Annotated in this window: 22 protein-coding genes, 1 tRNA gene and 1 pseudogene; 13 read left to right on the top strand and 11 right to left on the bottom strand. The window is 69.8% G+C overall.

From position 1 onward, the window contains the following. Positions 1–215 (bottom strand): hypothetical protein (locus FHX40_RS22410; protein WP_211350362.1); only part of this gene is annotated, 215 nt, incomplete at its 3' end. Between the two features lie 204 nt (positions 216–419). On the opposite strand from FHX40_RS22410, the gene FHX40_RS22405 reads away from it, so the two are divergent. Together FHX40_RS22405 and FHX40_RS22400 are read left to right on the top strand one after the other, a co-directional pair. Next, positions 420–1,634, top strand: coding sequence for a sensor histidine kinase (locus tag FHX40_RS22405; protein WP_142261445.1), 1,215 nt, complete (start codon positions 420–422; stop codon positions 1,632–1,634). Next, positions 1,622–2,272, top strand: coding sequence for a LuxR C-terminal-related transcriptional regulator (locus FHX40_RS22400; RefSeq protein WP_142261444.1), 651 nt, complete (start codon positions 1,622–1,624; stop codon positions 2,270–2,272). The genes FHX40_RS22405 and FHX40_RS22400 overlap by 13 nt, the downstream gene beginning before the upstream one ends. A 251-nt stretch (positions 2,273–2,523) precedes the next feature. On the opposite strand, the gene FHX40_RS22395 is transcribed toward FHX40_RS22400, so the two are convergent. Further along, positions 2,524–2,596: transfer RNA gene (locus FHX40_RS22395), tRNA-Arg, on the bottom strand. Between the two features lie 229 nt (positions 2,597–2,825). On the opposite strand from FHX40_RS22395, the gene FHX40_RS22390 reads away from it, so the two are divergent. After that, the gene (locus tag FHX40_RS22390; protein ID WP_142261443.1) at positions 2,826–3,410 is read left to right on the top strand and encodes an HD domain-containing protein; all 585 of its coding nucleotides are present in this window, start codon (positions 2,826–2,828) and stop codon (positions 3,408–3,410) included. A 543-nt stretch (positions 3,411–3,953) separates the two neighbouring features. Here the strand turns inward: FHX40_RS22390 and FHX40_RS22385 are convergent. Genes FHX40_RS22385 through FHX40_RS22370 form a run of 4 tightly spaced genes read right to left on the bottom strand, consistent with a single transcriptional unit; the run spans position 3,954 to position 7,837 of the window. After that, on the bottom strand, positions 3,954–4,529 hold the full coding sequence (locus FHX40_RS22385; protein WP_142261442.1) for a GTP-binding protein: 576 nt from the start codon (positions 4,527–4,529) through the stop codon (positions 3,954–3,956). Further along, complete coding sequence (locus FHX40_RS22380) at positions 4,510–4,878, bottom strand: DUF742 domain-containing protein (RefSeq protein WP_142261441.1); 369 nt, start codon at positions 4,876–4,878, stop codon at positions 4,510–4,512. The genes FHX40_RS22385 and FHX40_RS22380 overlap by 20 nt, the downstream gene beginning before the upstream one ends. Continuing rightward, positions 4,875–5,282, bottom strand: coding sequence for a roadblock/LC7 domain-containing protein (locus FHX40_RS22375; RefSeq protein ID WP_142261440.1), 408 nt, complete (start codon positions 5,280–5,282; stop codon positions 4,875–4,877). The genes FHX40_RS22380 and FHX40_RS22375 overlap by 4 nt, the downstream gene beginning before the upstream one ends. Then, positions 5,279–7,837, bottom strand: a complete 2,559-nt coding sequence (locus FHX40_RS22370) for a sensor histidine kinase (RefSeq protein ID WP_170198933.1) — start codon at positions 7,835–7,837, stop codon at positions 5,279–5,281. The genes FHX40_RS22375 and FHX40_RS22370 overlap by 4 nt, the downstream gene beginning before the upstream one ends. A 150-nt stretch (positions 7,838–7,987) precedes the next feature. On the opposite strand from FHX40_RS22370, the gene FHX40_RS22365 reads away from it, so the two are divergent. Next, positions 7,988–8,800, top strand: a complete 813-nt coding sequence (locus FHX40_RS22365) for an SDR family NAD(P)-dependent oxidoreductase (protein WP_142261438.1) — start codon at positions 7,988–7,990, stop codon at positions 8,798–8,800. Positions 8,801–8,869: 69 nt separating this feature from the next. On the opposite strand, the gene FHX40_RS22360 is transcribed toward FHX40_RS22365, so the two are convergent. Continuing rightward, positions 8,870–10,735, bottom strand: a complete 1,866-nt coding sequence (locus FHX40_RS22360) for an NAD(P)/FAD-dependent oxidoreductase (protein ID WP_142261437.1) — start codon at positions 10,733–10,735, stop codon at positions 8,870–8,872. Between the two features lie 309 nt (positions 10,736–11,044). Between FHX40_RS22360 and FHX40_RS22355 the strand changes: the two genes are divergently transcribed. Continuing rightward, entirely contained in the window at positions 11,045–11,434 is a 390-nt protein-coding gene (locus FHX40_RS22355; protein ID WP_142261436.1) for an ArsR/SmtB family transcription factor, read from the top strand. Positions 11,435–11,446: 12 nt separating this feature from the next. Here FHX40_RS22355 and FHX40_RS22350 read toward each other — a convergent pair whose 3' ends face one another. Beyond that, on the bottom strand, positions 11,447–12,277 hold the full coding sequence (locus FHX40_RS22350; protein ID WP_229788489.1) for an IclR family transcriptional regulator: 831 nt from the start codon (positions 12,275–12,277) through the stop codon (positions 11,447–11,449). Between the two features lie 127 nt (positions 12,278–12,404). On the opposite strand from FHX40_RS22350, the gene FHX40_RS22345 reads away from it, so the two are divergent. The 3 genes from FHX40_RS22345 to dmpG are packed head-to-tail and all read left to right on the top strand — an operon-like array spanning position 12,405 to position 15,162. Beyond that, positions 12,405–13,220, top strand: coding sequence for a 2-keto-4-pentenoate hydratase (locus FHX40_RS22345; RefSeq protein WP_142261435.1), 816 nt, complete (start codon positions 12,405–12,407; stop codon positions 13,218–13,220). Further along, positions 13,217–14,122, top strand: a complete 906-nt coding sequence (locus FHX40_RS22340) for an acetaldehyde dehydrogenase (acetylating) (protein WP_142261434.1) — start codon at positions 13,217–13,219, stop codon at positions 14,120–14,122. Before FHX40_RS22345 ends, FHX40_RS22340 begins: the two co-directional genes overlap by 4 nt. After that, complete coding sequence (gene dmpG, locus FHX40_RS22335) at positions 14,119–15,162, top strand: 4-hydroxy-2-oxovalerate aldolase (protein WP_142261433.1); 1,044 nt, start codon at positions 14,119–14,121, stop codon at positions 15,160–15,162. Before FHX40_RS22340 ends, dmpG begins: the two co-directional genes overlap by 4 nt. Positions 15,163–15,480: 318 nt before the next feature. Here the strand turns inward: dmpG and FHX40_RS26320 are convergent. Further along, positions 15,481–15,783, bottom strand: a pseudogene (locus FHX40_RS26320) (ATP-binding protein); the annotation flags it as partial. Between the two features lie 315 nt (positions 15,784–16,098). Here FHX40_RS26320 and FHX40_RS22325 point away from each other — a divergent pair. From FHX40_RS22325 to FHX40_RS22315, 3 genes are all read left to right on the top strand, one after another. Next, complete coding sequence (locus tag FHX40_RS22325) at positions 16,099–17,418, top strand: helix-turn-helix domain-containing protein (RefSeq protein ID WP_142261432.1); 1,320 nt, start codon at positions 16,099–16,101, stop codon at positions 17,416–17,418. Between the two features lie 75 nt (positions 17,419–17,493). Next, positions 17,494–18,534, top strand: a complete 1,041-nt coding sequence (locus FHX40_RS22320) for a tetratricopeptide repeat protein (protein WP_170198932.1) — start codon at positions 17,494–17,496, stop codon at positions 18,532–18,534. A 259-nt stretch (positions 18,535–18,793) separates the two neighbouring features. Then, complete coding sequence (locus FHX40_RS22315) at positions 18,794–19,942, top strand: hypothetical protein (RefSeq protein ID WP_142261430.1); 1,149 nt, start codon at positions 18,794–18,796, stop codon at positions 19,940–19,942. Positions 19,943–19,955: 13 nt separating this feature from the next. Here FHX40_RS22315 and FHX40_RS22310 read toward each other — a convergent pair whose 3' ends face one another. Next, positions 19,956–20,243 (bottom strand): DUF6941 family protein, encoded by a 288-nt coding sequence (locus tag FHX40_RS22310; RefSeq protein ID WP_142261429.1) that lies wholly within the window; start codon positions 20,241–20,243, stop codon positions 19,956–19,958. Next, entirely contained in the window at positions 20,243–20,653 is a 411-nt protein-coding gene (locus FHX40_RS22305; RefSeq protein WP_142261428.1) for a helix-turn-helix domain-containing protein, read from the bottom strand. Before FHX40_RS22305 ends, FHX40_RS22310 begins: the two co-directional genes overlap by 1 nt. Before the next feature lie 333 nt (positions 20,654–20,986). Between FHX40_RS22305 and FHX40_RS22300 the strand changes: the two genes are divergently transcribed. Both FHX40_RS22300 and FHX40_RS22295 read left to right on the top strand, forming a co-directional pair. Then, the gene (locus FHX40_RS22300) at positions 20,987–21,859 is read left to right on the top strand and encodes a hypothetical protein (RefSeq protein ID WP_142261427.1); all 873 of its coding nucleotides are present in this window, start codon (positions 20,987–20,989) and stop codon (positions 21,857–21,859) included. A 344-nt stretch (positions 21,860–22,203) separates the two neighbouring features. Beyond that, entirely contained in the window at positions 22,204–22,545 is a 342-nt protein-coding gene (locus tag FHX40_RS22295; protein WP_189136160.1) for a bifunctional 3-phenylpropionate/cinnamic acid dioxygenase ferredoxin subunit, read from the top strand. Positions 22,546–22,931 lie beyond the last annotated feature (386 nt).

The raw sequence follows: 22,931 nt of genomic DNA, 5'->3' as shown, positions 1-22,931 counted from the left end.
AGCGCGGCGGGGAACCCGTACTTGCCGACGAGCCTGTCCAGCCCCCGCTGGACGACGTCGACGGAATCGGACGCGGTGGCGTGCCGCTCGGCCGCGGGTACGGCGGAGGCCGCAGGGGCCGCGGTCACGGTGAGGGTCGCCAGTACGGCGGTGCCGAGGAGCCCGGCACGGCGGCGAAGGGAACGAGAACGCCGGATGTCGCGAATCGAGATCATGCCCGGAACGCTACGGGCGGCGACCGTGTCGTCTCGATGGTGCGGCACCGCCAATCGATGGTGGTGCAGGCACCACCTCGGATCGGCGTGCGCACACCCTCCACCCACCGCGGCGTCCCGCTTTAGAGTCACAGCCATGTGGCCCGTGACGGATTCCCCGCACGCCCTCCATCCGGCCGCCCCGACCCCGTCGCGGAGGCGATGATGGGCGCCGAGACGCGCGGCGGCACCTGGCCGTGCCGGGTCCGCCACCTCGTGATCAGCTTGGGCGTCGCGCTCGCCGGGTACGGCGTGTTCGTCCTGGTCCTCCTCGGCGCGGTGGCGTGCCTGGTCGGCGGGCTGCCGCTGTTCGTCAAGGCGGTCGAGCTGAACCGGCGGCTGGCCGATTTCCAGCGGGCCAGGGTCGGGGTCGAACCCGGCTCGCCGTACCCGCCGATGCCGGACGGCACCCTGGCCAAGGTCCTCACCATCCTGGGCACCCCGGCCACCGCCCGCGACCTGCTGTGGGTCGCCCTCCCCGGGCAGCTCTTCCTGGCGGTGATCGGCGCGCTCCTGTGGCTCAGCGGCGTACAGGGCGTCCTCACCGCCGGGCTGTGGGCGATCGGACAGTTCCCCGACGCCGAGTACCTGGGCATGCCGATCACCGGCCCGGGCTCCGCCCTGCTCGCCACCCTGGCCGCCGCGCTCGCGCTCTTCCTGGGCCTGCGCGCCCCCGGCCCGGCGGTCGAGCTGGAGCGGCGGTACTGCCGGTGGCTGCTCGCCCCGACCCAGAAGGCGCAGCTCGCCGCGCGCGTGGAACGGCTGACCCGGACCAGGTCGGAGGCCGTGGACGCCTCCGCCGCCGAGCTGCGCCGCATCGAACGCGACCTGCACGACGGCGCCCAGGCCCGGCTCGTCGCCCTGACCATGAACCTCGGCATGGCCGAGGACCTGCTCGACCAGGACCCGCAGGCCGCCAAGGCCCTGATCGCCGACGCGCGGCAGGGCGCGCACACCGCCCTGACCGAGCTGCGCGACCTGGTGCGCGGCATCCACCCGCCGCTGCTCGCCGACCGCGGCATCGAGGGCGCACTACGCTCGCTGGCGATGAGCAGCGCCGTACCCGTCGACCTCGACATCCGCCTGGACCGCCGGCTCGCGCCGCCGCTGGAGTCGGCCGCGTACTTCACGATGGTGGAGGCCATGACGAACGCGGTGAAACACAGCGGGGCATCGCGCATCATCATCACCGTCAGGGACCTCGGCGACCGGCTGGTGTTGCGCGTCGAGGACGACGGCCGCGGCGGCGCCGACCCGCGGCGCGGCTCCGGCCTGCGCGGCGTGGAACGCCGCCTGGCCGCCTTCGACGGCACGCTGCGCGTCACCAGCCCGGTCGGCGGCCCGACGATCGTGGAGGCGGAGCTGCCGTGCGTGTCCTGATCGCCGAGGACCTCGCCCTGCTCCGGGACGGCCTGACCCGGATGCTCACCGCGTACGGCTTCGAGGTCGTGGCCACCGTCGCGGACGGCACCGACCTCGCCGACCGCCTGGTGGAGATCCGCCCGGACGTCGCGGTCGTCGACGTACGGCTCCCGCCCACCTTCACCGACGAGGGCCTGCGTGCCGCCCTGCAGGCCCGCCGCAGGGTTCCCGGCCTGCCCGTACTGATCCTGTCCCAGTACGTCGAGCACCTCTACGCGGCCGAACTCCTGTCCGACCGATCCGGCGGTGTCGGCTACCTCCTCAAGGACCGTGTCGGCGACGTCCGCGACTTCGTGTCCGCGGTCCGCCAGGTCGCATCGGGCGGCACGGTCATGGACCCCGAGGTCGTCGCCCGGCTCCTCACCGCCGGCCGCGGGCGCAACCGGCTCTCCGCGCTCACCCCACGGGAACGCGAGGTCCTCGCCGTCATGGCCGAAGGCCGCTCCAACAGCGCCATCGCCGCCCGCCTGGTCATCACGGAGAAGGCGGTGAGCAAGCACATCAACAACATCTTCGCCAAGCTCGGCCTACCCCCGTCCGACGACGACCACCGCCGCGTCCTGGCCGTGCTGACCTACCTGAATGAAACGACCTGACCCCGACGCCGGGTACGGTCGCTCGAAAACCCGATGTAGCCGGAATGATGACCTCGGACGCCCGATAACCTGCCGATCGACTCCGGAGAGTGGCGGGCGGTTCGCGCTGGAATTTCCCAATGTTCGCGTGGGCACTTACGCGGCTCAATGATCGCCCTGGAGCGGCACGGCACTCGAGGCCGTTGCCGTACCTGCCGCCGTACAAGCTTCAAAAGCCACCTCCGAAGATCGGAAGTGGCTTTTGATCCGCGCGCGGCCGAGAGGACTCGAACCCCTAACCTTCTGATCCGTAGTCAGATGCTCTATCCATTGAGCTACGGCCGCCTGTATAGAGTTGTTGACCTGCGGCTTCGCCTTGGTCGAGACCTAGGCTAGCACGTCCGCCGATCGCAGTGAGAGCTTATTGCCTCCGCGGGGAGACGGCAAATCGAGGGGTACGGGCGGGAGCGTGGGGGTTCGCGATCGCCCGGGTGGGACGGGTTGGGGGCGGTGGCAGCGGGGGCATCTATCTCGCACGTCATCGCTTGTGGTCGACGAGGCTGGAGTGATTCGCATGGAGCAGGAGATGGCCGGGCTGGCAGGCCTGCTGTACGAGCTCGGTCTGCTCAAGCGGTACAAGCGGACCGGCTGGCTGGTGGCGGGCGTGACGAGTCCGGAGAGCGTGGCCGACCACAGCTTCCGGGCCGCGGTGATCGCGAGTGTGATCGCGTCGCTGGAGGGCGCCGATCCGGAGCGTGCCGCCTTCATGAGCCTGTTCCATGACACCCAGGAGACACGGACGACCGACATCCCGTACCTCGGCAAGCGGTACCTGACGGCGGTGCCCAACCCCGAGGTCACGGCCGAGCAGGTGCGGGACGTGCCCGAGCCGGTGGCGCGCATGATCCAGGACGCGGTGGCCGAGTACGAGGAGAAGGCGAGCCTGGAGGCGATCTGCGCGCGGGACGCCGACAAGCTCGAGTGCCTGATCCAGGCGGTGGAGTACCGCGAGCAGGGGAACCAGAACGTGCAGCCGTGGATCGACAGCTCGCTCGCCGCGCTCACCACGACCACGGCCAAGCGGCTCGCCGACGAGATCCTCCGCACCGGCTCGCTGGAGTGGGTCTCGCGGGTCCTCAACGGCGACCAGAGCCACTGAGAGGTACGGCCGGCCGCCAGGGCCGAGCGGCCAAGGCTCCATCAGGCCGAGCCCTCGGCAGGCCGCAGGCCGTCAACGGCCCGCTGCGGCCGTCGGCTGCGTGCCTGACGTGTGCTGGTGGTCGACCCGCGAGCACATGGTGGGATGGGCCGGAGGCCGCTCTGGAACGGTGGTCGTGAAGCCGTCGGCGGCCACACAGGCGCGGCCATAGGCCGATCGCCGGCGGCGGACGGTGAGCAAGCGGGAGGTCCCCACAGGGGGCATGGCCGTACCCAAGGCGGCTCAGAACCAAATGCCCACCCGCCCGTACGAAAGGTGGGCCGGTACGGCGCGGCGGTGGGGCCTTGTGGGCCCGCCGCGGTCGAGCCGGATGGGCGAAGGGCGATGGCCGACCGGACGCGGCTGTGCGGGCCAACGTGCGGCCAATCAGGGCCGAAGGCCGTACGACGAGCATGGGTGACCCGTCCGGCCGGGCGAGGGCGTGGCCTTCGAAAGCCGCAGGGCGGGTGAGCCCGCGGCCGCCAAGGGGGCCCGGCCGGAGGGTCAGCCGGCGTTGGCGGTGAGGGTGCGCAGGGCGTGCTCGACCAGGGTGATCAGGACCGTCTTGGCGGAGGCGCGGCGGCGGACGTCGCAGTTCATCACGGGGACGTCCGGGTCGAGGTCGAGGGCGATGCGCACGTTCTCCGGGTCGTGCACCTCGGCGCCGTCGAAGCAGTTGACGGCGACGATGAACGGGGTGCCGCGCTGCTCGAAGTAGTCGATCGAGGGGAAGCAGTCGGTGAGCCGCCGGGTGTCGGCGAGCACCACCGCGCCGAGCGCGCCGTACGCGAGCTCGTCCCACATGAACCAGAACCGGTGCTGGCCGGGCGTGCCGAACAGGTAGACCACCAGGCCGTCGCGGATGGTGATGCGGCCGAAGTCCATCGCGACCGTGGTGGTCGTCTTGTTGTCGACGCCCTCGGTGTCGTCGACGCCGATGCTCCGGTCGGAGAGCAGCTCTTCGGTGCGCAGCGGGCGGATCTCGCTGACCGAGCCGACCAGTGTCGTCTTGCCGACCCCGAAGCCTCCGGCGATGAGGATCTTCAGGGCCACCGGGTCGTCATAGGGCGCGGAGGCCATGGATCACTTCCTTGAGAATACGCTCGCTGGGCAGCGGCGAGACCTGAGCCGGCGGGCGGACCTCGATGAGGCCGTGGTCCTTCAGGTCGCCAAGCAAAACCCGGACCACGCCGAGGGGGAGGTCGAGTTCGGACGCGACCTCGGCGACCGTCACCCCCTCCTCGGCGAGCTCCAGGATTCGGTGCTGTTCTGGGCCGATGATGGCCTCGGGCGGTGCCGAGGCACCGGTCGGGACCACCACGGCGATGAGATCGAAGTTATCGCCGGAGGATCTGGTACGACCGCGGATCAGGGCGAATGGGCGAACCACCGGCCCTGCGTCTTCGTCCAGCCACTCCGGCTTCTTCACGACTGGGTCCCCCGGGGGTTGGTTGAGAGGTGCTGTCCGACACGCTTCACCAGCATGGCCATCTCGTACGCGATCTGGCCCACGTCGGCGTCGGCCTCGGCGAGTACGGCGAGGCAGGTGTTCTGGCCGGCCGCGGTCACGAACAGGAACGCCGACTCCATCTCGACGATGGTCTGGCGTACCTCGCCGCCGTTGAAGTGCCGTCCGGCACCGCGGGCGAGGCTCTGGAACCCGGCCGCCACCGCGGACAGGTGCTCGGCGTCCTCTTGGCTGAGCCCTTGTGAGGAGCCGACCAGGAGCCCGTCGGTGGAAAGGATCACCGCTTGACGGACGGCGCCGACTCTACTGATGAGATCGTCCAGCAGCCAGTTGAGTTCGCCGTTCGACGTCGTTTTGCCCGTCATTCCGTACCCTTCTCGGCAGTGATCTGGTTCGCCACATCGTCGTTGGGCTCCTGCTCGTCAGCGTGACGCTCCGAGTCGAGACGCCCTCTCCGCACTCCCTGCTGGAAGGCGGAGAACAGAGCCCGCGCCTCGTCCGGTGAGCGTTCCGGAACGCGCTCCGGCGGGGGCGCGGAGAGCGGTGTGGACCTGTTGCGCAGCTGTGGGGCGAGGCTCGCCTGGCGCACGCGCCGCGGCAGCCCGCGGTAGGTGCCGTTGGTCACCGGCTGCGGTGGCTTCCGAGCGCCGCCCTGCGCGGGCGAGGAGCCCGGCTGCGGCGACGGCGCGTCCGCGTCGGCGCCCGGCGCGCTTCCGGGGAGCACGGTGAGCGAGGGGCCGGGCCGTCCCCGCCGGTCGCCCGGCCTGCGGTCGTCCTCGTCGTCGAGGTTCCGCAGGGCGCTGGGCACCGGCTCGGTGCGCAGCGCCGCCGGGGTGAAGAACGGCGAGGTGTCGGTGGCCCCGCGCTTCTGCTCGGTGCCCGCCTGGGCCGCCTGGTCGCGCCTGGCGCGGTCGTCCTCGGCGTCGGCCTTGCCCGCGTCGGCGTCGGGCCCGGTCTTGCGTTCGACCACGGTCGCCTGGACCGGCTGCGGGGGCGTGGCCGAGTGCCGCGGCACGTACGGCGCGGCCGTGGCGGCGTTCACGGCCGTGCCCTCGATCGCGGCCGGCCCGGCGTCGGTGGCGAGCAGCGAGCGCGGGATGAGCACGATCGCGGTCGTGCCGCCGTACGGCGAGGGCCGCAGCGTGACGGCCACGCCGTACCGGTTGGCGAGCTGGCCCACCACGAACAGGCCGAGGCGGTCGCTGTCGGCGAGGTCGAACTCGGGCGGGTTCGCCAGGTTCTGGTTGATCGCGGCGTACTCCTCGGCGGAGAGGCCGAGGCCCCGGTCCTCGATCTCGACCACGAAGCCGTTGGCGACCTCCTCACCGCGAATCTGCACGGTGGTCTGCGGAGGCGAGAAGCTCGCGGCGTTGTCCACGAGCTCGGCGAGCAGGTGGATGAGGTCGGCGGCGACGGTGCCGTTCACCGCGGTCTCGCCGACCGGGAAGACCTGGATGCGCTGGTAGTCCTCGATCTCGGCCACCGCGGCGCGGATCACGTCCACCACCGGCACCGGGCGCCGCCAGGCCCGGCCGGGGGTGTTGCCGGAGAGGATGATCAGGCTCTCGGCGTGGCGGCGCATCCGGGTGGTGAGGCTGTCGAGGCGGTAGAGGTCCTCGAGCGCGTCCGGCTCGGTGGTACGGCGCTGCATCGAGTCGAGCAGCTGGAGCTGGCGGTTGAGCAGCGCCTGCTTGCGCCGGGCGAGGTTGACGAACATCTGCGCGATGCCCTTGCGCAGCTTCGCCTGGCCGACCGCGGCCTCGACGGCCGTGCGCTGCACCGACGAGAACGCGTGGCTGACGTCGGCGACCTCGCGGGAGTCGCCGGCCTTGATCGGCGGCGCCTCGGCGGCCACGTCGACGTCCTCGCCGCGGCTGAGCCGTTCCACGATCCGCGGCAGGCGGGTGTCGGCGAGCTCGAGCGCGGAGTTGCGCAGCGTGGCGAGGTCGCGCACGTGGCGGCGGGCGAACCGCAGCGAGAACGTGATCGAGGCGACGACCGCGAGCAGACCCACGCCACCGGCGATCACGATGCGCAGCAGGATCGTGGTCGCGGCCTCCTTGGCCTTCTCGGCCATGATCTCGCCGGAGCCGATGTTCACCCGGTCGAGCGCCGCGGCCACCGCGCTCGACGTGGACCGCCACTCGCCGGCGGCGGGCAGGCCGTCGCCCATGCCGCTGGCGTTGACGATCCGGTCCTCGAGCTCCAGGTACCGCTTGTAGGCCGAGGACTCGAACACCCGCTCGTACGGCTGCCGCAGGTCGGTGTGGAGGATCGGCAGGAACCGCTCGTACAGGTAGCGGCGGACGGAGGCGAGGCGGGCGAACTCGGCCCGCTCCTCCGGGGTGAGCCGGTTCTCGACGAGCGCGCCCTCGATCAGGGCGATCTGCCGGGACTGCAGCTCGCGGGCGTTCGCCATCGACTGCAGCGTGGCGGCCTGGCGGAACACGGTGAGGTCCGGGACGGTGACGAGCTGGTCGTACACGCGATTCAGCGAATCCATGATCCGGCTGTACGCTTGCACGACCTCGAGACGATCGGAGGTGCCGTTGTCGACCTCGGCCCGGATCCGGTCGAGCCGGTCGAGCTCGCGGATCATCGAGTCCACCGGCCCCTTCATGGCGGGGCTCATCGCCTGGGTCGCCTCATCGCTCCGCGCCGCCTGCAGGAACTCGGCGAGCGCGACGTCGGTGCGGCCGCGCTGGGCGGTGAGCTCGGGGGAGGCGCGGCGCCCGCTGCTGACCAGGGAGGCCGAGTGCGCGCGTTCGTTCATGATCTGGACGCCGAGCTCGGTACTGGTGGTCCCGATCGTGTTGTAGAGGGTGTTGGCACGGAGCAGGGCGAGACCGTCACCCACGGTGAGGTTCATGACGAAGCCCCACAGCGCGCTGAGGGACAGCAGCGGCAGGAGCAGCAGCATAAAGACCTTGAACCGAATCGACCGGTTTTTCGAACGCATCAGCCGCTCCTCGGGTGCGGGAGTCCAGCCCGCATATATGGGGATAAATGCACCTCCGAAAGATCGAACAAAGGTTAGCACCGAAATGGTTCTAGCGTACGGGAGGACCCGATGATTTGTGTGATCACGGGGGCCGCCGGCGGCATCGGCTCGGCCGCCTCGGTGGAATTGGCCGCACGTGGTCACACGGTGGTTCTGGTCGGCCGTGACCGGGCGAAACTCGAGCGCACGGCGGACCGTGTGACGTCCGTCTCAGGGTCCCGGCCCGACATTCTCACCTGCGACTACGCGTCGTTCGCCGAGGTCAGGAAGCTCGCCGCGGAACTGCTCGACCGCTACGAGCGGATCGATGTTCTGGCCCACAATGCGGGGGTGATGACGCCGCGGCGGCAGACCACCGTCGACGGGCACGAGCTCATCATGCAGGTGAACCACCTGTCGCCGTTCCTGCTGACCACGCTGCTGCTCGACCGGCTGCACGAGTCCGGGGCGAGGATCGTGACGACCGCGTCGATGGCGGCACGGACCGGGCGGATCGACCCGGACGACCTCGACCGCAGGCGCAGGTGGTGGAACGGCTGGCTGCAGTACGGCGACTCCAAGCAGGCGAACGTGCTTTTCACCGCCCATCTCGCCCGGCTGGGAAAGAACATTTATCCCACTTGCTTCCATCCAGGGATAATTAGGACAAATTTCGCATCTGACACCGCCTACATGCGGTTCCTGATGATGATCCCCGGCCTCGCCCGCTCGCCGGAGGAGGGCGCGCGCGGGCTCGTCCACCTCGCCACCCACCCGGACGGCACCGCGTACCCCGGCCGGTACTTCGTGCGGACCACCCCGGCCCGCGCCTCGGCGAACATGACCGACCCGGAGCTCGCCCGCCGCCTCTGGGCGGCGAGCCTCGCCGCCACCTCCGCCTAGCCGCCGTGCCGCCTGGCCGTACCGGCCTCGGGCGCCGGTACGGCACCGCGTCGGGCCCGGTGGCGGGGGTCACCGGCTGCGGGCGGGCGTGAGCTCGTCCACGGCACGCACGGCCACGGCGATCGCCGCGTCCGCGCCGCCCTCCGGCGCCCGGTCCGAGCCGGCGATCACGATGCGCCCGAACCGCCAGTCGCCCTCGATCGGGTCGTCGTGCGGGGAGGCGAACGGCGGCTTGCCGCCGGGCAGCCCGTCGCCGAGCGGCACGCCGTGCGCCCAACGGTTGATCGTGATGGCCTGGATGTCCCGCGCCGGGTCGAACCCGGTCGGGCCGAGCAGCCGGGCGAGCTGGTCGCGCACGGTGAACTCCAGGTGCTCGTACGGCACCTCGGCCAGCTCCCGCCGCCCGGCCACCGCGCCCTCGATCGGGTCGGCGTCCGGCTTCACGGCGAGCCGTACCAGGTGGACGGTGGCCGGCTCGCCGGGGTCCACGGCGGCCCGCTCGCCGGCCTGCGGCACCGCGGGCAGCCGGACGTCGGACCAGTAGGCCCCGGTGAACCGCACCCGGTCGATCCCGGCCGCGTGCCAGGCGCGCCAGTCGCGCACCTGCACCGTGGCGTACAGCATCGGCGCGCGCACCGTGCGCAGCAGCGCGGACCGGCGGTGCTGCGGCAGGTCCGGGACGAGGTACGGGATCATCGCGTGCCAGCAGGCGAGGATCACCGCCCCGGCCCGCAGGGTCCGGACCGTCTCGCCGTCGAAGTAGCCGACCGTCGCCGAGGTCGCGGTCTCCGCCGGGCCGTCGTTGCGCACCAGCACGACCGGGCTCGCGAGGCGCACCCGCACCCGGTTGCCGGGCAGGTCGAGGCGGTCGTAGTCGATGCGGGCGGGTACGGCGCCGCCGTCCGGACGGCCTCCGGCCTCGGGGATCATGCGGCCGACCAGCGCGCGGACCAGGCCGTGGTTGCCGTCCGGGAACAGCTGCACGTGGCCGTGGCCGCCGGGGCGCGGGATGCCCAGCCCGGCGAGGCCCGGGAAGGAGTGGTCGTCGGCGAGCGCGAACGCGTCGAGCGCGCTGATCATGTCGCTGGTGCGGCACCGGTCGTGCACCGGCATCGTGTGACAGAATCGCACCACCTCGGGATGAACACGGCATATTTCGCGGAGAAAGCCGGAGTAGCTGATCCGCGCCAGCCGGGCCCGCTTCTCCGCCACGCTCGCCGCGGGCCACCAGTCCGGGGGGTTGCCGAACAGCGCCGACAATTCGCTTTTCGCCGCGTCGGCCAGCGGCAGCTCGTCGATCCAGCCCGGCCGGAAGGCCACGAGCCGGTCGGTGCCGAAACTCTCCCGGTCGCAGAAGACCGCCTCGCCCATGCCGAGCTCTCGGTACGGCTCGCGCCCGGCCCACCCGGCCCCGGGCGCGCCCTCGGCCGTGCCCTCGGCAGTGCCGAGCTCGATGCCGAGGTCCGCGAGCAGCTCGGCCGTCTCCGGCGAGGGCGAGGAGGGCAGCGCGGGCGGCCCGCCGTACCCGACGAGCCCGGCCACCGGGAACTCGTTGCGGCGGCTGCGCCCGCCGATGTCGTCGTGGTTGTCGAGCACGAGGATGCGGGCCTCGGGGTTCTCCCGCCACCACCGGTAGGCCGCGGCGAGGCCGCTGATCCCGGCGCCCACCACCACCAGCTCGTACTCCTCGCCGGTGGCCTCGGGCGCGCCGGCCCGCTCCCAGAACCGCCGGTCGCGCAGCGCGTGCGGCACCGCCATCGCGTCCGCGGTGTCCCCCTGCAGCCCCTGCCACTCCGGCGGGCGGCCGTGGCCGGGCTCCTCGTCCACCGCCACGTCGTCGCCGGGCCGCCCGGCGCCCGGGCCGGGCACCAGGGTCGTCGCCGTCGACAGCGCGACGCCGTCCAGGAAATCCCTGCGGCTTATCGGGCGTTCCATGCCAAGCGAAGAATCCACCATAATGGCGATAATCGTCGCGATATCAAATTGAATCCCCGCGGCGCACCGTTCGGGGTGCGATTCTGTGAAAGTTTCTTGACGACTTCCTTGCCGATCGTTCAGCGGGAATATTCTCGCCATACCGCGAAACGTCATCTCGATGGGTACGCGGGCCGCCTCGCCGCGCCCGGACCCGGCCCCTTCCTGCGACGACCCCATGATCATCAAACGGCCCGGGCGGGAAAGCGGGAACGGCCGGAACGCCCGAACGCCGATATGATTCCGGGTGAGTCGCGAACAGGAGCTGTCATGGCCACCACAGTGGACCGGTGCTGCGCTCCCATCACGAGCGCGCCCCTGTCGCAGGCCGACGCCGCGGAACTCGCGGTGCCGCTCAAGGCCGTCGCCGATCCGGTACGGCTGCGCCTGCTGTCGATGATCGCCTCCGCCGCGGAGGGTGAGGTGTGCGTGTGCGACCTCGCCGGAGCGTTCGACCTCACCGCTCCGACGATCTCGCACCACCTCAAGGTGCTGCGCACCGCCGGGCTGATCGACTGCGAGCGGCGCGGCACCTGGGTCTACTACCGTGTGGTCCCGGAGACCGTGGCGCGGCTCGGCGCCCTGTTCGCCCCGTTCACCCCGCCCGCCGCCGGAGAGGCCGGGCAAACCGAGCCCGAGAAGACCACCGCCATGGCCTGACGCCGCCGTGCGTCACAGGCGGTCGGGAGGCCGCTCGGCCACGCCGGGCACGTACCAGGCGGCGAGCGCCCGCTGCGCCGTGTGGTACGGCCGGTCGCGGCGGCCGAGCGTGCGGGAGAGCGCGAGCGCCGCGGTGTGCACCGCGGGCGCGATCCGCTCCAGCCGCATCCGCGTCGACAGCCCGGACGCCGACAGCGCCCCCAGCACCTCGCCGCCCCGCCCCAGTACCGGCGCGGCCGCGCACACGATCCCCGGCCCCGACTCCTCCCGGTCGTAGGCCACGCCCTCCCGCCGGATCCGGGCGAGCTCCCGCAGCAGCAGCCCGGGCGCGGCCACCGTGCGCCCGCTCATCCGGGACAGCCCGGCCTCCAGCACCCGCTGCACCACCTCCGGCGGGGAGAACGCGAGGATCGCCTTGCCCACCCCGGTGGCGTGCGCGGGCAGCCGCCCGCCCACCCGCGACGGGAACTCCGGCCCGCCCGGCGCGTGCAGGATCTCCACGTACACCACCTCGGTGCCCTCCAGCACCGCGAGGTGGATCGTCTGCCGGGTCGCCTCCCACAGGTCCGCCATGTACGGCAGGGCCGCGTCGCGCAGCACCCGCTGCCGCGGCACCCGCTGGCCGATCTCGAACAGCCGCAGGCCGAGCCGTACCTCCTGGCCCCGCCGTTCCAGCAGGCCCTCCTCGACGAGCGCCTGCATGATCCGGTGCACCGTCGACTTCGGCAGCCCGGTGCGCCGGGCCAGCTCGGACGGGCCGAGCTCGTCGTCCTCGGCCCGGAACGCGGACAGCACCCGGACGACCCGGTGCAGGTAGGAGTCGCTGGTCATGGCGGAGGACACGCCTAACTTTATTCGGCCCCTTCCGGCAAAACTTCAGGAGGCGTCCCGTCGAGCGGGACACGTTCGTTGCCCGCGCCCGGTCCCGCCCACCAGGGTCTATCCCCGGGACGACGACGAAGGGACCAGCATGGACGACGACAAGGTCCGCACGCCCGCGGGCGTCGTGGACAAGGCCGCGGCGCTGCTGCTCGACGCGTACGCGTCCGGCACGCCGATCGCGCCGCTCACCCAGACGTTCCCGGGGCTGACCGTCGACGACGCGTACGCGATCCAGCTCGCCCAGGTGGACGCGTGGCTCGCCCGGGGCGCCCGGATCAAGGGCCACAAGGTGGGCCTCACCTCGGCCGCGATGCAGCGCCAGCTCAACGTGGACCAGCCCGACTACGGGCACCTCACCGACGCGATGTTCTTCGCGGACGCCTCGCGCGTCGACGCCGGGCGGTTCCTCCAGCCGCGCATCGAGCCCGAGGTCGCGTTCGTGCTCGGCCGGCCATTGCGCGGCCCCGGGGTGACCGCGGCCGAGGCCGCCGCCGCGGTGGACTTCGTGCTGCCCGCCCTGGAGATCATCGACTCGCGCATCGCCGACTGGAAGATCACCCTCGCGGACACGATCGCGGACAACGCCTCCAGCGGCGGCGTGGTGCTCGGCACCCGCCCGGTACGGCTCGACGCCGTCGACCTCGCCCTCACCGGCTGCCTGCTGCACCGCAACGGCGAGCTCGAGCAGACCGGCGCCGGCGGTGCCGTACTCGGCTCCCCGCTCAACGCCCTGGTGTGGCTCGCCAACGTGCTCGGCGAGCGCGGCGTGACCCTGGAGGCCGGGCACGTGGTGCTGCCCGGCTCGTGCACCGCCTCCATCCCGGTACGGCCCGGCGACAGCGTGACCGCCACCTTCGGCGGCATCGGCTCGGTGTCGATCGCGTTCGCGAAGGAGGCGGCATGACCCTCTCCGCCGCCATCGTCGGCCCCGGCAACATCGGCACCGACCTGTTGATCAAGCTGCTGCGCAGCGACTGGATCACGGTCCACTCGGTGGTCGGCGTCGACCCGGACTCCGACGGCCTCGCCCGCGCCCGCGAGCTCGGCGTGCCCGCCTCGGCCGAGGGCGTGGACTGGCTGCTCGCCCAGGACGACCTGCCCGACCTGGTCTTCGAGGCCACCTCGGCCAAGGCCCACCTGGCGAACGCGCCCCGCTACCAGGAGGCCGGGATTCAGGCGATCGACCTCACCCCGGCCGCGGTCGGCCCGTTCGTCTGCCCGCCGGTCAACCTCGACGAGCTGTCCGACGCGCCCAACCTCAACATGATCACCTGTGGCGGGCAGGCCACGATCCCGATCGTGCACGCGGTGTCCAGCGTGGTGCCCGTGCCGTACGCGGAGATCGTCGCCTCGATCGCCTCCCGCTCGGCGGGCCCCGGCACCCGGGCGAACATCGACGAGTTCACCCAGACCACCGCGCGGGCCATCGAGTCGGTCGGCGGCGCCGGGCGCGGCAAGGCGATCATCATCCTCAACCCGGTGAAGCCGCCGATGATCATGCGGGACACGGTGTTCTGCGCGATCCCGGCGAACGCGGACACCGACGCGATCGCCGAGTCGATCCACCGCATGGTGGACAAGGTGCGCGAGTACGTGCCCGGGTACACGCTCCGGGCCGAGCCGCAGTTCGACGAGCCCCGCGACATCTGGAACGGCCACGCCCGCGTGGCGGTGTTCCTCGAGGTCAAGGGCAACGGCGACTACCTGCCCCCGTGGGCGGGCAACCTCGACATCATGACCGCGGCGGCCGCCCGTACCGGCGAGCAGCTCGCGATGCGCAAGGCGTCCGGGAAGGTGACGGCATGACGCCCCAGAAGGTCAGGATCACGGATTCCACGCTGCGCGACGGCAGCCACGCCATGGCCCACCGGTTCACCGAGGAGCAGGTGCGCAACGTCGTGCACGCCCTCGACTCGGCCGGGGTGGAGGTCATCGAGGTGAGCCACGGCGACGGCCTCGGGGGCTCGTCGTTCAACTACGGCTTCTCCCTCGAGGACGACATCAAACTCGTGGCCGCCGCCGTGGACGAGGCCAGGCAGGCCAAGATCGCCGTGCTGCTGCTGCCCGGCGTCGGCACCATCGAGGACCTGAAGAAGGCCCACGACGCCGGCGCGTCGGTCGCCCGCATCGCCACCCACTGCACCGAGGCCGACATCTCGCTGCAGCACTTCGCCGCCGCCCGCGAGCTCGGCATGGAGACCGTCGGGTTCCTCATGCTCTCCCACCGCATCGGCCCCGAGGAGCTCGCCAGGCAGGCCCGCATCATGGTCGACGGCGGCGCCCAGTGCGTGTACGTCGTCGACTCGGCCGGCGCGCTCGTGCTCGGCGAGGCCCAGGAGCGCATCGCCGCCCTGGTGAAGGAGATCGGCCACGAGGCCCAGGTCGGCTTCCACGGCCACCAGAACCTCTCGCTCGGCATCGCCAACTCCGTGCTCGCCGTACAGAGCGGGGCGTTGCAGATCGACGGCGCCCTGTGCGCCCTCGGCGCCGGCGCGGGCAACTCGCCCACCGAGGTCCTCGCCGCCACCTTCGAACGCCTCGGCATCCCGACGGGCGTCGACGTGCAGGGCGCTCTGGCGGCCGCCGAGGAGGTGGTCAAGCCGTTCCTCAAGCGGCTGCCGTTCGCCGACCGCGGCGCCATCACCCAGGGCTACGCGGGCGTCTACTCCAGCTTCCTGCTCCACGCCGAACGGGCGGCCGAACGGTACGACGTGCCCGCCCACGAGATCCTCCAGCGCGTCGGCGAGGCCGGCTACGTCGGCGGCCAGGAGGACATGATCATCGACATCGCCCTCCAGCTCGTCGCCGAACGGGAACGCGCCGAGGACGACAAGAAAAAGGACTGACCCCATCGGGACGGCGACCCGCACCGGCACCACGTCCGGTGCCCCATGGGGAGGCGAGGCAACCCCTCGCGCACGCACGACGCCCACGGCACACCCCCGCCCTGGGCGTCGTCGCCGTGCTTTCGCGGGCTTCGCCGTACGGCGGGGCCACCTCAGGCCAGCTCGCGCCGAAACCACACCGTCTTCTGCGTGCCATCGGACTCCCTGGCCACGCCCCACCCGTTCGACAACAGCCCGACCAGGAACAGCCCGCGCCCGTTCTCGGCGAACGGATCCTCCTTGGGCCTCCCCGGCGGTCCCGTTCTCGCACGTTGTTTCACGTGGCCAGTCCGGCCCTGCGTCGGTGACCCCGCCGGTCAGCGTGTTGCGGTGGCGGTCGAGGGTGAGCGTGACCGTGATGGCCCCCTTGCCGTGGACGAGCGCATTGGACACGAGCTCGCTCAACACGAGGATCACATCCTCAAGGTCCTGCCCGCTCACGCCCCACGAGACCAGCGTCGCCTCGGCCTCTTTCCGGGCCTCCCGCACGTACCTGGCCTCGGGCTCCCAGGTCCAGCTCGCGTTCAGCAGCCCGTCCGCATCGCCGCACTGCGGCGGCTGATCCCGGCACGCGTCCGTCATGGCCGCCCCACACCCACACCTGGCCCACAGCCGGAGGCCCGCCGAGCACCGCCGACCGAGATCACGGTCGACCCATATCGCCATCCGCGTCGGCGTACCGTGCCGTCCACGTCCACCATGACCCGTACTCCACTTCACGTTCAGGGCGGGAGCCGTACGACGGGGGCGGCCGTACGGCTCCCGCTGGCGCACCGATGGCCGCTGTTTCCGACCATCGAGGGGGTTGCGAGTGACATCATGGAGACGCTCTGTAATCGCATGCAGCGAAATCCGTGACCACTCGTGTCACGCGACCGTCACCTACGGAGAGGCGGCATGAGCGGACAGACCCCCCGACCCTCCTCCGCCCAGCTCTTCGGCGCGGTCCTCCGCGCCTTCCGCCGCACCGGCCTGCGCGAGGTGGCCGCCCGGCTCCCGATCTCCTGGGGCCACCTGGCCAGGATCGAACGCGGCGAACAACCGGTACCACCCGACCTGATCCCGCTCTTCGACGTGGCCTACCAGGCCAACGGAGCTCTGATCCAGCTCAGCGAATTGCTCGCCCGCGACAAGGTCCTTACCGAATGGGAGTCCAAGCTCCTGTCGGGTACGTTCCCAGCAAATCCCTCGATCCCTGACGAGGACGACATGCAGCGTCGCGCCCTCCTTCGCCTCCTCTCGGTCCTCGGCCCTGGCGCGGCCGTTTCCGCCTCGACGATCGACGCCGTGCACGTCCGCCTGCGGCAGATCACCGGGGAATGGGTCGATCGCGACGCGGACGACTGGGAGCAGGTCGCCTGGGACTACGCACAGGGCGTGTGGACCGATCTGTCGGGGACACGATCCGCCGATCTCGCCGCCGACATCCACGACCTATCCCGAGATCTGGCCGGCACCGCGGACAACACCGAGCGTGCGTCCCTGCTACGGGTGTACGCGCAGCTGTCGGCGTTCCTCGCGCTCGATCTTCCGCTGATCGCAGGCCCACGCGCCTGTTGGCGCGCCTGGTCGGCCGCCCGCGCCGCCGCCGATGCCTCCGGCGACAAGGACCTGGCCGTATGGGTACGGGCTGAGGAGGCGGCCGACTCGTACTACATGAAACGTCTGGGCTCCGCCACGGAGAACCTGGTCGCCGAAGCCGTCGCGCTCGCCGACGGTCGCCCCAGCATCGGGTTGGTGAAGGCGCTCGACGTCCACAGCCGCATCTTCGCCGATCAGGGGAAAGCCGATGACGCCCGGAGAACTCTCGGCGAGCTGGAGGAGGTGTACGCCGCCCTGCCGGCGCATGTGACAGACGATCACATCTCCGTATGGGGAAAACCGCCGGAGGACGTGCAATGGAGTCAGGCCTGGGTCCTGACCAAACTCGGCGACGTCGGCCGCGCGACTCCGCTGCTGGAGCAGGCGCTCGCGTCCTCCCCGCAGGAGAAGGTGGGCGGCAGAACCAACATCAACCTGGTGCGCATGTGGGGCGCGATCCAGGACGGCGAGGTGACCGAAGGACTCGACCGTGCCGTTCAGCTCACCCAGTCACTTCCCGTCACCCCTGCCCGGCGCCGAATCGTCGGCGAGATCCTGACCTCCCTCCCCGAAAAGGCCCAGGCCCTGCCCGCCGCTCGTGAACTACGAACGCTTGTATCGGCGGCTGCGGCTTGAGCGCGAACCAGGGACGGAGAACGGCTCGCCTGTGATCAGAGGGTGTGCCGGAGCCGGCAGGCAATGCCGCTGCGGATGGGTACCTTCACAGCAAACTCCCCAAGCCTCGGCGAGGACGACATGGAACGTCGCTCCCTCCTTCGCCTCCTGTCGGTACTCGGCCCAGTAGCGGCTATTCCCACCTTCACGCCCGGTGAGTTGCCGCGGATCTCCGCAGAGCCAACCGACCGTGATGTCGATGACTGGGAGCGAGTCGCCTGGGACTACGCGCAGAGTGTATGGATCGATCTGTCGGGTTCGCGTTCCGCCAACCTCGTCGCCGACATCCGCGACCTGTCGAAACAATTGGCCAGAACCACGGGCACCAGCGAGCGCGCGTCCCTGCTGCGCGTGTATGCGCAGTTGTCGGCGTTCCTGGCATTGGATCTGCCCCTGATCGCAGGTGCTCGGGCCTGCTGGCGAGCATGGGCCGCCGCTCGTACCGCCGCCGACGCCTCCGGCGACCGCGACCTGGCCGTGTGGGTGCGAGCCGAGGAGGCGGTGGAGTCCTACTACATGCAGCGCGTGAGGACCGCCACGGAGAACCTCCTCGACGAAGCCGTCCAGCTCGCCGGGAACCACCCGTCTCTGGGCCTCGCGCAGGCGCAGAAGATTCGTGCCCGAGTGCTCGCCGAGGACGGGCGTGTGGAAGAGGCTCGCGCGGCGTTGCGCGAATTCAAGGACACCTATTCCGCGCTCCCTTCGACCGTGACCGACGAGCGCATCTCCGTCTGGGGCTTGGCGTCCGCGGAAGCCAAGTCCGGAGAGGCGTGGACGCTCGCAAAGCTGGGAGACGCCAAGGCCGCCGCGCCCTTGTTGGAGCAGGCTCTCGCCGATCTCCCAGAGGAGAAGGTCGGCGGGCGAGCCAACATCGGACTCCTCCAGGCGTGGTGCCTCATCCAGGATCACGAGGTGACCGAAGGACTCGGCCACGCCGTTCGCGTCACACAGTCTCTCCCGGTGACGCCACCTCGCCGCCGCCTTGTCGGGGAGGTTCTCACAGCCCTGCCCGATAAGGCGCGAGAGCTGCCTGCTGCCCGCGAACTACGGGCATTGGTGACACCCGCAGCCGCCTGACCGCCCGCACTTGGCCGACGCGACTGTGCGTTGGCTCAGGCGAGCGTGCCGTCGGCCTCTGGTCTGGCCGAGGTGCGCCAGGTGACGGGCGTTTGACGTACCCGGCCGCGGGGCGACGTAGATCCCGCTGCCGACAGGGTCTCCTCTGAACGGGCAAGGGAGCAGGATCGGACGGGCGGTGCAGGCTGATCACCAGGTTCGGTTCCAGTGGTGTCAAGAACGGGAGAGCTGTTCGTAATCAACTGATAACGTTGTGTGCATGCCGCGCTTGCAGTACGAGGCACTTAACAGGCTCATCGAGCGCTACCCGCACCTACCCGTCCTCTTGTTGCGCGAGGTAGGAGGAGTAGAGATACCACCAGGTGGGTCGCTCAGCCCGGTCTACGACGAGTGGCATGACCGCGTTGCGGTTGAGGTGGGCGACTACATCAACATCTTCAGCGGCCCAGAACCGAACGCCGAGTACTTGATCATCGTCGAGGTCGCCACGGAGATCTCCGCGGAAAAACTGCATCAGATGGCCCTCGCTGCCGCCCTCCTATGGGTTGAGGCCGGCCGGCGGCCTGTGCACCTCCTGTTCATCACACCCGACCCCGGCGCATCGCGGGTCTCGGGACCGGTGGAGCTGCGCGGTGGCTCTGTCTCGGTCGTCGTCGATCCGGTGATCGTTGGTCCAAGTCACATCCCTGTACTGTGCGACCCCAAGAGCATGGCTGCTGACCCGCTGAGGGCGGCGTTCTCGGCCATGGCGCATGGGCATCGCCGCGAGGTCGCCGAGGCGTTCGTCAAGCTGCTCGACGACCTTCCCGCCGATGATGCGACGGAATTGTTCGGCTACAGCGTTGACATGGCGCCCCCCGAGGTCCGTCGGACTCTGGAGGAGACCGTGATGGCCTATGTCCCCGAGCACAGTTCTTGGGCGCAGAACCTCTACCGTCAGGGCAAGGAACACGGACATCTCGGAGGGTTAGCGGAAGGGCTCAGGCAAGGCCGCGCGAGAGGCCAGGCCAACTCCGTGCTCTCGGTGCTCCGGCATCGAGGCGTCGAGGTCCCGCCTGAGCGGGAACGGCAGATCAGGTTCTGTGACGACCTAGAACGACTGGACGCGTGGCTGCAGCGGGCTCTGACCGCGTCGCACATTGACGACCTGTTCGACGATATCTCCGAATCTCGGTCCGGCAGTAGTACCGGAACGGACCCGCCAGACGCATCCGGCCGGCCGTTCAGCTCGGCCGGCCCCGGTCTGCGCCCTTACTTGTCGTTTTTCTCGGGATTCGTCGCAGTATCGTCTCGGCGTACCACGAAGGACGTGGATGCCAGCTCCTTCCCCTCGACTTCGAACACCCACCTATACCGGTGCCCTCCGTGTAGCGAAGGCAGATGCGCGGTGACGGAGATGGGCACGTGAATGTCCACCAGTCTTACCTCGTCATCCGGTAGTGCTCGCTTCTCGTCGAGCTGCAATTGACCGGTGAATTCGATCGGATCTTCGTCGCTTCGGGCCTGTAAACGGGTTGATCTTCTTCGTCCAGAAGACGGATCCTGAAAGTACGGCGCTGTCCCGCTTCCTCCCAGGGAACGCGCAAGAAAACGGTGACGGCCATCGGCGGTACATTAGGCCCGGTTATTGTCCATCCCGCGCCCAGCAGACCGACTTTCCCCGACGCATCGATCTGCGCCGCGTCACTCAATATGATGAAGGCTTCCATCAGGCGTTCCCGGCCATTGCGACCCGGTAGACCGGAAGACCGGTGGTCGTACTGCCCGTGTTGGCCGTCCCGGGACCTTCGACGCGGACGTTCATTGCCGCGGGCGCGAGAGTGGGCGACTCCTCCTTACCCCGCAGCCGGACGATGTGGATGACCTCAGCGCCGATGGCCAGGGCATAGCGGCGGATCGTCGACAGATGCGGGTCACCGCCGAGTCGCTCGAAGTCGGAGACGGCCGGCTGGCTCCGTCCCATGCGCGCGGCGACCTCGGCCTGCGAGAGTCCGAGCTGCCTGCGAAGACTGACAAGGCACTCGATCAGCCGCATGTCGCGCTCGATCGCCTCGTTCTCGCGCTGGACGTCGGGGTCGTTGAAATCGATCCCCAGCAGGTCGGCGAGTTCCTGATCCATCGCAGCCCACAGCCTCCCCTTATCAGGTCAACCTGATATCCGGCTCCGCCGGTCGGCCGCCACTTTGTTCAAAACCAGTTCTTTAGGGCGCGTCGACCTTGCTATGGTTTTCCTGTTTAGAATGCGAGGATTATTCGCTTGTGCCCCGAGTGGGGATTGATTTTTTTCGTGACATATTTACGATATGTGCTGATCTGGCTCCTTGGTCACCGGTGTGCGATTCATTGCAGTGCGGGCAAAGTGTGTCCAATCACTCTCGGGCAGGTGTCCAGAAACCGATTCGTATGCCAAGCCGAGAACAACGATCAGTAATTGAATGGTAACGTTTCGCGCATGCCATCCTCACGGCATGACGCCTTGAACAGACTCATTCGAAAATATCCCGATCTGCCCATCCGCCTGCTACGCGAGATTGGCGGTGTCGACCTTCCCGTAGGTGGTCAGCTGTCCGTTGGCCCTGGCGATCTGCGCGACCGCATCTCCCGCGAACTGCACGCCGACACGGTGATCTACTGCGGCCCGCGACAGGATCGCTGGTACTCGGCCATCGTCGAAGTCGAGTCCAATATGAGCGAGGACAAACTGCGGCAGACTCTGACCGCCGCGGAGATCCTCTGGCTGGAGACCCGCAAGCCCGTCTACGTGATCTTCTTGACCCCAGACCCGAAAGCGGTCCGATTCGCCAAGCCGGTTGAGGTCTGCGCCGGCTGCATGCGCGTCAGCATGGACCCTGTGATCGTCGGCCCTGGGGATATTCCCGTGTTGACCAGTTCTGACGCAATGCTCAAGGATCCGCTGATGGCGGTGCTGTCGGTGATGGCGCACGGGCATCGCGAGGAGGTCCCCAGAGCTTTCGTCGGCATGCTCGACAAGCTACCCGCCGATGACGCAACGTCTCTGTTTGGTTACACTGTCGACATGGCCGTGCCCGAGGCCCGCCGGGTTCTGGAGGAGACCGTGTCCGTCTACGTCCCAAAGCACAGCCCTTGGGCGCAGAACCTCTACCGTGAGGGCGAGGCCGCAGGAGAGGCGTCCTCGGTGCTTTCGGTTCTCCGCCACCGCGGCATCGAGGTTCCCCCTGAGCGGGAGCGGCAGATCAGAAGCTGCACTGACCTAGACCAGCTGGACCTGTGGCTACGCCGCGCTCTGGATGCCGCTCATATCGACGACCTCTTCGACGACGCCTCCCAACCTCGGCCCTGCTAACTCCCTAGCCCGTCGCAGCTCACTCTGGCGCTGCTGGATCACACGGTGTCTCCAGGCATCACGCCGAGCCGGAAGGCGTTCGAGATTCGAGCTGACGCCTTCTGGCGTCCATCGCCGATTGGTCCGGAAGGCAGAGGCGTGTTCCGTTCGTCGGGACGTTCGCGTTGCCGTGGCCTTGCCCTCGGGCGCAGGCTGAGGCTGCCGCATGAGCGGCGAGCCGAACACCGGCGTCCCCGTTGGGCGATGGTCGTTGCGGACTGGTCGTGGCTGGATCGACGAGCCGGGCGGCCATGGCCACAAGGTGGGGAGCGGCGGGCGGCTGCGGTGGAGAAAGAGGTGTGGCGGTGCCGTGGATCAAGGCCTGTAGTGTTGACGACCTTGAGCCGGGTGGGGAGGGGGTCAGGGTGGACGTCGATCCGCCGATCGCGGTGTTCAACGTGGACGGCGAGTTCTACGCGATCGACGACACCTGCAGCCATGGCCAGTCCTCGCTGGCGGAGGGGTACGTCGAGGGCTGCACCGTCGAGTGCAACTGGCACTTCGCCAAGTTCGACCTGCGTACCGGCCGCGCGCTCTGCCTTCCGGCCACTGTCGACCTGCGGACCTACCCGGTACGGGTGGAAGGCGGCGAGGTCTACGTCGAGGTCACAGAATCGATCGCGGCCACGCTCTCGGACATCGTGTAGGAGAGTGTCGCGGCTCGCGGCCACGTCGGCGGCTGGGTGGACGTGATCGGTCATGGGGTGTGGGTCCCGTCCTCGGGGTGCCCTTGGTCGCGGGCGATCGGTGGGCCGGGTGTTCGTGTTGGGTGTGCCAGGGTGGCATCTTTCTTGGCTCGCCGGTCACTGCGCGCTGTGACGAGAATCCTTAAAAATTTGTGAGAAATCGTTAGCGGTGTACGGCGGCGGGGTGGCGGGGCGATCCAACGGGCGCGGGCCGTGCTCGCGGATTTCCGCTGTTCACGGGGTTTTGGGGGTCGCCCTGCCACGCCGCGTAGCCACCCACGGGTGACGTCACGAGATCGCGGCGTCACGGCTTGCATTTTTGGGTTGTGAAACAAGCGGCTCTGACT

Origin of the sequence: Thermopolyspora flexuosa (assembly GCF_006716785.1) — a bacterium.
Classification (GTDB): domain Bacteria; phylum Actinomycetota; class Actinomycetes; order Streptosporangiales; family Streptosporangiaceae; genus Thermopolyspora; species Thermopolyspora flexuosa.
The sequence above is the reverse complement of the archived record's forward strand: the minus strand, read 5'-3'. Positions and strand labels throughout refer to the sequence as shown.

Excerpts from the sequence above, each read along its gene's own strand:
- FHX40_RS22405 (WP_142261445.1), top strand. The coding sequence starts at position 420 with ATGGGCGCCGAGACGCGCGGCGGCACCTGGCCGTGCCGGGTCCGCCAC.
- FHX40_RS22390 (WP_142261443.1), top strand. The coding sequence starts at position 2,826 with ATGGAGCAGGAGATGGCCGGGCTGGCAGGCCTGCTGTACGAGCTCGGT.
- FHX40_RS22385 (WP_142261442.1), bottom strand. The coding sequence starts at position 4,529 with ATGGCCTCCGCGCCCTATGACGACCCGGTGGCCCTGAAGATCCTCATC.
- FHX40_RS22375 (WP_142261440.1), bottom strand. The coding sequence starts at position 5,282 with ATGACGGGCAAAACGACGTCGAACGGCGAACTCAACTGGCTGCTGGAC.
- FHX40_RS22370 (WP_170198933.1), bottom strand. The coding sequence starts at position 7,837 with ATGCTGCTGCTCCTGCCGCTGCTGTCCCTCAGCGCGCTGTGGGGCTTC.
- FHX40_RS22365 (WP_142261438.1), top strand. The coding sequence starts at position 7,988 with ATGATTTGTGTGATCACGGGGGCCGCCGGCGGCATCGGCTCGGCCGCC.
- FHX40_RS22360 (WP_142261437.1), bottom strand. The coding sequence starts at position 10,735 with ATGGAACGCCCGATAAGCCGCAGGGATTTCCTGGACGGCGTCGCGCTG.
- FHX40_RS22355 (WP_142261436.1), top strand. The coding sequence starts at position 11,045 with ATGGCCACCACAGTGGACCGGTGCTGCGCTCCCATCACGAGCGCGCCC.
- FHX40_RS22345 (WP_142261435.1), top strand. The coding sequence starts at position 12,405 with ATGGACGACGACAAGGTCCGCACGCCCGCGGGCGTCGTGGACAAGGCC.
- FHX40_RS22340 (WP_142261434.1), top strand. The coding sequence starts at position 13,217 with ATGACCCTCTCCGCCGCCATCGTCGGCCCCGGCAACATCGGCACCGAC.
- dmpG (WP_142261433.1), top strand. The coding sequence starts at position 14,119 with ATGACGCCCCAGAAGGTCAGGATCACGGATTCCACGCTGCGCGACGGC.
- FHX40_RS22325 (WP_142261432.1), top strand. The coding sequence starts at position 16,099 with ATGAGCGGACAGACCCCCCGACCCTCCTCCGCCCAGCTCTTCGGCGCG.
- FHX40_RS22320 (WP_170198932.1), top strand. The coding sequence starts at position 17,494 with ATGGGTACCTTCACAGCAAACTCCCCAAGCCTCGGCGAGGACGACATG.
- FHX40_RS22315 (WP_142261430.1), top strand. The coding sequence starts at position 18,794 with ATGCCGCGCTTGCAGTACGAGGCACTTAACAGGCTCATCGAGCGCTAC.
- FHX40_RS22310 (WP_142261429.1), bottom strand. The coding sequence starts at position 20,243 with ATGGAAGCCTTCATCATATTGAGTGACGCGGCGCAGATCGATGCGTCG.
- FHX40_RS22305 (WP_142261428.1), bottom strand. The coding sequence starts at position 20,653 with ATGGATCAGGAACTCGCCGACCTGCTGGGGATCGATTTCAACGACCCC.
- FHX40_RS22300 (WP_142261427.1), top strand. The coding sequence starts at position 20,987 with ATGCCATCCTCACGGCATGACGCCTTGAACAGACTCATTCGAAAATAT.